Genomic DNA, 725 nt, shown 5'->3' with positions numbered 1-725 from the left:
GCCCAAGACCGCGGCGGCGATCCTGACCTTGAWCACGCTCGGCATCGTCATCGGCCCTGCAACCTGGCTCGGCATCAGCGCGGTGGACGGCGCGCGCGAACTGGCGCACCAGCTCGGCACCGGCGACCTCGCGCTCCAGTCGGCGCCGGAGCAGCTGAAGTCGTGGCCGATCGTCGGCCCGTGGCTCTACGAGCTCTGGGACCAGGCCTATACCAACATCCGCGCGGTGCTGCGGGAAGTGGCGCCGTATCTCCAGCCGCTGGCGGGGCCGCTCTTGTCGCTCGCGGGCGATGCCGGGGTCGGCACGCTTCAGTTTCTGGTCTCGGTGTTCGTGGCCGGCTTCCTGTTCCCACATGGACCGAGGCTGGTTGCGGCCGGCCGCGGCTTCCTGTTTCGCATCGTGCCCGAACAGAGCGAGCATTTCCTGGGGCTCGCCGGCGCGACCATCCGCGCCGTGGCGCAAGGCGTGATCGGCGTCGCGATCGTGCAGGCACTGCTCGCCGGCATCGGCTTCAAGCTCGCGGCCGTGCCGAGCGCCGGCCTTCTCGCCTTCCTCGTGCTGCTGCTCTCGATTGTGCAGATCGGCGCCTTCCTGGTGCTGCTGCCGGTGATCATCTGGATCTGGACCGCCAAGGACGTCACCACGGCGCTGCTGCTCACGGTGTTTCTCGTCCTGGTTGGTTTCATCGACACCATGTTGAAGCCGCTCGTGATGGGACGTGGCC

General features: G+C 68.2%; 1 protein-coding gene. It reads left to right on the top strand.

The window, feature by feature from the left end:
• On the top strand, window positions 1-725 hold a 725-nt coding region (locus AC1D00_RS43900), incomplete at both ends, for an AI-2E family transporter (protein ID WP_477015041.1).

Source organism: Bradyrhizobium sp. P2_E8 (assembly GCF_056403875.1).
Note: the sequence above shows the minus strand (reverse complement) of the source record. Positions and strands in the feature narration are given on the sequence as shown.